This is a genomic window from Moorena sp. SIO4G3 (genome assembly GCF_010692305.1).
Lineage (GTDB): Bacteria > Cyanobacteriota > Cyanobacteriia > Cyanobacteriales > Coleofasciculaceae > Moorena > Moorena producens_A.
The window spans coordinates 1-5,981 of record NZ_JAAHIG010000482.1; the positions used below are offsets into that span (position 1 = coordinate 1).

The following is a 5,981-nucleotide window of genomic DNA, read 5'->3' on the forward strand; positions in this document are numbered from 1 at the left end:
TCGGTCGTTTAATCTTCCAATACGCTTCCTTCAACAACAGCCGTTCCTTGCACTTCTTCTTAGGTGCATGGCCTGTAATCGGCATCTGGTTTACTGCACTGGGCATCAGCACCATGGCATTTAACCTGAATGGCTTCAACTTCAACCAGAGCATCATTGACTCACAAGGTCACGTGATCAACACCTGGGCTGATGTACTTAACCGGGCTAACCTAGGTTTCGAGGTAATGCACGAGCGTAACGCTCACAACTTCCCTCTAGACCTAGCTGCGGCTGAAGCTACTCCCGTAGCTTTGACTGCTCCAGCAATCAACGGTTAATTTCAAGTTGGCATAATCAGCTTAGTTAATAAAAAGCGCTCTCCAGATGGGGAGCGCTTTTTTGTTTGTCTGTCATTATTGGAGTTCTCAGGTTTTAGGGAGTCGGGAATCGGGAGTCGGGAATCGGGAATCGGGAGTCGGGAGTCGGCAAGAAAATTTAGATGTAGCTCACGGTTACTAGGAAAGGCTGTAGTTATACGTAGTCATTTGTTAGTTGTCAATACCCCTTTACCTTTTGTCTTTTCTGTTCCCTTTAATAAAAATTAATAGAAAATTGGGGATAACTTTATATAAAATTAAAATTTTTATGTGGTTACTTGGTTTACTATCAACAGAAAAATACTATCAATTCCGATAGCATCGATATAAGCAGGTGCACAAAATTAATTGCACATTCCCAAAAAATCAAAGCCTTACACTGTAAGGGTTACAGAGATTCAGAGTAGGTAATTAATTTTGTAATGGTGCTTATAGCAATTCTCATCACGAGTGAGGTATACAAAAATTTTTCCCTGTTCCCTACTCCCTACTCCCTACTCCCTACTCCCTACTCCCTACTCCCTACTCCCTACTCCCTACTCCCTACTCCCTACTCCCTACTCCCTGTTCCCTTTCCTCAAGGACCAATGACTAATGACAACTGAACCCCTTGTCATCGTAACTAGTATTGCACCAGGAAATGTTAAGAAGCAACAAGCAGCTATTAATAGCTGGCTTAATCTAGGATTTGAGGTTGTTTCCTTAAATATTATAGAAGAGATTGAGAAACTCCAGCCTTTATATCAAGACATTAAATTTCACAGAGTATTTCGAGATGGACGAGAGCATTATGGTAAGCCTTATGTTTACATTGATGACCTCTTATCCTATTTGCGTGAGTACGGTAGCCAAATCTGTGGAATTGTTAACGCAGATATTATCTTAAAAGCTGAGCAGGATTTTACAGAATTTATTCGAGAGCAGACTCAAGACTCTATCCTGCTCGCTTCACGAGTCGATGTTGATACTGCTGAATCCATCAACGGTGAGATTTACGATGTTGGGGTTGATGTGTTCTTTTTTGAAAAAGAACTGCTGGAAAAATTTCCATCCTCTGACTTTTGCCTTGGTATTCCCTTTTGGGATTTCTGGGTACCAGTGATTGCTTGGCAACAGGGGTTAACCATAAAAGACTTAGTCTCTCCCGTTGCCTATCATGTCAAGCACTCTACCAACTATAGCTACGAAATATGGCAAAAATCAGCCCTTAAGTTTACAAAAATATTTGCTCCATTACGGTATCATGATTATCACAAAAAAGCTGATCTAAATAAAGTAGATTATGATTTAATTGGTCACATTGATAATTATATTGTTAAGCAGTTTTTGACAATTTATCAAAACAGTAAACAACCGATTATCTACAAACCCCGATTACCTGATGCTCAGAATCCAGTCTATAGCCATACCAATACTAAAAATCACGATTATAATTCCTTAGTTTGGTTAGCCTGGAGCTCTTATCATGCTGGTAATTTTACCACTATGGCTGAGCAGTTAAAAAACTCCCTAAGCATTACCCCTTACCAACCAACAGAAACGATTTCTGATTGGATAGAGCAGTTTACCACATTTTCAGCTGCTTATGGTTCTCCATTCAATTCTTATCCATTCAGTAACCTACCGGAATGGCAAGAGCTAATACGCTCTACTCTGCTTAATCGACCATTTAGTACCTATCAATGGCAACCCAAAGTATCCATCATCACATCAGTCTTTAAAGGGGATAAGTATATTGAACACTTCCTCAAGGATATTACCGAACAGACGGTTTTTGCTGAATGTGAATTACTATTGGTTAATCCCAATTCTCCGGGAAATGAAGAGCCTGTGATTAAAAAGTATATGACCAGGTATTCCAATATTATCTATATAAAATTGGATGAAGACCCAGGGCTGTATGAAGTTTGGAACATGAGCATTAGATTAGCCCGTGGTCACTATATTACAAATGCTAATCTCGATGACCGCAGAGCGCCTAGACATATTCAAGAACATATGAGAGCTTTGGATGAGCATCCTGATGTGGATGTGGTTTGCGCTCCTCTGAAAGTTACGATGCAGCCCAATGAAACCTGGGATAATAATACCGCTCATGCTGTCTGGTATGTGGGATTTCCGGAGTATTTTGGAACTGAAGACTTTTTTCAAGAAAAGTGGTGGGCTGAAGGAGAGGAAAAAGGTAAGATCGGCTCCCAAAATCTTCCCCATTGTATGCCGGTATGGCGGAAGAGTGTCCATGAAAAAAATGGCTATTTCGATGAAATTGGCTATGGCGCGAGTGCTGATTGGGAATTTTGGTTACGTTGTTCAACTAACGGGTCTAAATTCATGCTGTTGAGGGAACCATTAGGAATTTACCTAGAAGATCCTCAATCCTATAACCGGCGGTTTGAGTCAACGGTTGATTTTGAGAAAAAAATTCTACAGGAGTATTATGTACCGCTAACTGAGAAATCTAATGGTAATGGAATTTCCCAAACTCAAGAGCAGGATTCAGGGTTTGAAGACTCTGGGGATTATCCGAAAAAACTCAATCTTGCCTCTGCTTTACAGTATCATTACGGGGAGCATCGCTCTGGATGGTCTTATGCGATGAATAGCTTGAAAGCCTTACACAATGATGCTGGAATCTTGGTGGATGGCTTCATAGAAAAGAAATTCGCCTGGGGATCGGATCCTGGAGATTGTAACAACAGCCCAACTGCTTATACAGAGCCTTGGATTGGATTCATCCATTGTCCTCCCTATGCTCCTAAATGGTTTCAAGAACACCTGTCACCTCAGAGAATATTTGAAAGTCAGTTGTGGCAAGAGAGTATTAAGTATTGTCAAGGTCTATTTTGTTTGTCTGAAGACTCTCGTCGATGGCTCCAAAAGCAGCTAGATGTGCCGATTGTTAGCGTGATACATCCTACGGAAACTCCAGATGTTACGTTTTCCATGGATAAGTTTTTGGCAAATCCTGAGCCAACTATTATCCAAATTGGGATTTGGTTGCGGAAGATGCACTCTATCTACTATTTACCGGTAAAAAATTACAAAAAGGTGGTGTTACGTAAACCCTATGCTGGGGAAATGTTACACACTGAAAAACAAGTATTTAATTTACAGCCCAATTACAGTTATGTGCAGATAGTTGATTATTTGCCCAATGATGAGTATGATGAGGTCTTGTCAAAGAATATTGCTTATTTGGAGTTGTATGACACCAGTGCCAATAACGCGATCATTGAGTGCATCGTTAGAAATACCCCGGTTTTAGTCAATCCGCTGCCAGCTGTAAAAGAGTATTTGGGTGAAGACTATCCCCTTTACTTCCAGTCTAGACAAGAAGCAGCGGCCAAAGCTGAGGATTTTGCTTTAATTGAGGAAACCTACCACTACCTGAAGCAGCACCCGATTAAAGAAAAGCTGAGCAACGATTATTTCTTAAAATCAATTGTTAAATCGGAAATCTATCAACAGTTATCATGAGAATATCCCACAAGCATAAGTTTGTATTCCTCAGCAAACCTAAGTGTGCTAGTACTAGTATTCGCAAGGCATTGGATCCTTACACCGATATTTCCAGTACGGATAAGAAGCGACATTACCATCACCATGTGCCAGCATCTCTGTTAAAGCAGCATTTTGAGCGTATGGGTTGGAACTGGAACAGCTACTTCAAGTTTATTAGTATCCGAAACCCTTGGGATATGCTGGTTTCTCTGTACTTCTATGCCAAGCCAGATCACCGAGGTATTTATTGGTGGGAAACAGCAAGAGCAATCCGTGTATCGGAAGACATTGTCGAAAAATACCCCTATAACCCAAACACTAGGATGCCATTTAAGGAGTGGATTAAGACTGGAAAATCCTGGGATTTGAAGCAGCAAATATATCTAGAGGATTTGTCTACCTATACCCTTCCTTACTATGTTTTTGATGATCAGAATAACTTCCTAGTTGATTATGTTATTCGTGTTGAACACTTAGAGGAAGACTTAGATTTTGTCGCTTCAAAGCTAGGAATACCTATAGATTCTTTGAAGATAAATACCAGCAAGCATGACCACTATAGCCAGTATTATGATAGCGAATCCAAAGCAATCGTCTCCGAGCTGTTTGAGTATGATATCAATTACGGAAAGTATTCTTTTTAGAATAGGGAATAGGGAATAGGGAATAGGGAGTAGGGAATAGGGAATAGGGAATAGGGAGTAGGGAATAGGGAATAGGGAATAGGGAATAAAATTTAGATGTACCTCACGCTTACTAGGAAACGCTAGATAATTTTTGAGTGATCAGTGTTCAGTTATCAGTGCTAATTTTTGAGTTTTGAATTATCAAATATAGCGTTGATAAGACCTATAAGATACAGTCAACTTTATTACTCCTATTCCCTACTCCCTACTCCCTACTCCCTACTCCCTACTCCCTACTCCCTGTTCCCAGATCCGCTGTTCCCTGTTCCCTAAAACCTAGGACTTTTTACCTCAACCAATTAACAACTGCTATAAAATGAGACTATCACACAAGCATAAATTCGTATTCATTGGTAAGCCCAGGTCTGGTGATGCTACGATTAGACAAGCACTAGAGCCTTACAGTGATAGTGTTAGTACAGATCAAGGAAGACACAACAATCCCCATGTGCCAGCATCTATGGTGAAACAGCATTTTGAGCGCATGGGTTGGGACTGGAATAGCTACTTTAAATTTACCTCTGTTAGAAATCCCTGGGATATGCTTGTCTCTGTGTACTCCTTTGGAAATCCTGATCACAATGGCTTCTATTTTTGGGAGAAACAACAGTACAATCCCAACAAAAAAATGCCCTTTACCGAGTGGATAACTAAGGGAAAATCCTGGGATATCAAGGCAGGGAAGCACTTAACTGATTTGTCGGCTTACTCACTGTCTTACTCGGCACTTGATGAGGATAACACGTTTCTTGTGGATTATGTTATCCGTTTTGAAAATCTAGAATCAGATTTAACTTTCTTGGAGTCTATGCTAGGACTGAAGCTGAATTTACCTAAGATAGAGCAAGACAAACGGAATGATTACGCTAATTATTATAATCAAGAAGCTATAGATAGAGTTACTAATTTATTTTGGTATGACATTAAGTATGGAAATTATAAGTTTGGGATGGCGTAGTTGGGTAAGGCAATAGGCAATAGGTAATAGGTAATAGGTAATAGGTAATAGGTAATAGGTAATAGGTAATAGGTAATATAGATGTAGGGTGGGCAGTGCTTATTTTCGAGATTTTCAGCTTTTAAATTGGTATGAAGCACTGCCCACCATAGGATTAATTTTATCTAGTTTTTAATTAATTTCTGTCGGTGGGCAGAGATGTAGAGATGTAGTAGAGATGTAGGGTGGGCAGTGCTTACCTTCGAGAGAGATGGTCAGCTTTTAAATTGGTATGAAGCACTGCCCACCATAGGATTAATTTTATCTAGTTTTTAATTAATTTCTGTCGGTGGGCAGAGATGTAGAGATGTAGTAGAGATGTAGGGTGGGCAGTGCTTACCTTCGAGAGAGATGGTCAGGTTTTAAATTGCTATGAAGCACTGCCCACCATAGGATTAATTTTATCTAGTTTTTAATTAAGTTGCTGTCGGTGGGCAG

General features: G+C 40.0%; 5 protein-coding genes and 1 pseudogene. All 6 read left to right on the forward strand.

Going from position 1 to position 5,981, the window contains the following annotated elements:
• Window positions 1-320 (forward strand): annotated as a pseudogene (locus F6J99_RS40625) (photosystem II q(b) protein); the annotation flags it as partial.
• Between the two features lie 46 nt (window positions 321-366).
• Entirely contained in the window at window positions 367-501 is a 135-nt protein-coding gene (locus F6J99_RS40630) for a hypothetical protein (protein WP_293121987.1), read from the forward strand.
• 280 nt (window positions 502-781) lie between these two features.
• On the forward strand, window positions 782-964 hold the full coding sequence (locus F6J99_RS40635; protein WP_293121990.1) for a hypothetical protein: 183 nt from the start codon (window positions 782-784) through the stop codon (window positions 962-964).
• Window positions 954-3,836, forward strand: a complete 2,883-nt coding sequence (locus F6J99_RS40640; RefSeq protein WP_293121993.1) for a glycosyltransferase — start codon at window positions 954-956, stop codon at window positions 3,834-3,836. The genes F6J99_RS40635 and F6J99_RS40640 overlap by 11 nt, the downstream gene beginning before the upstream one ends.
• The gene (locus F6J99_RS40645; RefSeq protein WP_293121996.1) at window positions 3,833-4,504 is read left to right on the forward strand and encodes a sulfotransferase family 2 domain-containing protein; all 672 of its coding nucleotides are present in this window, start codon (window positions 3,833-3,835) and stop codon (window positions 4,502-4,504) included. Before F6J99_RS40640 ends, F6J99_RS40645 begins: the two co-directional genes overlap by 4 nt.
• A gap of 358 nt (window positions 4,505-4,862) precedes the next feature.
• Window positions 4,863-5,504: a sulfotransferase family 2 domain-containing protein gene (locus F6J99_RS40650; protein WP_293121999.1), complete on the forward strand. Its 642-nt coding sequence runs from the start codon at window positions 4,863-4,865 to the stop codon at window positions 5,502-5,504.
• Window positions 5,505-5,981 lie beyond the last annotated feature (477 nt).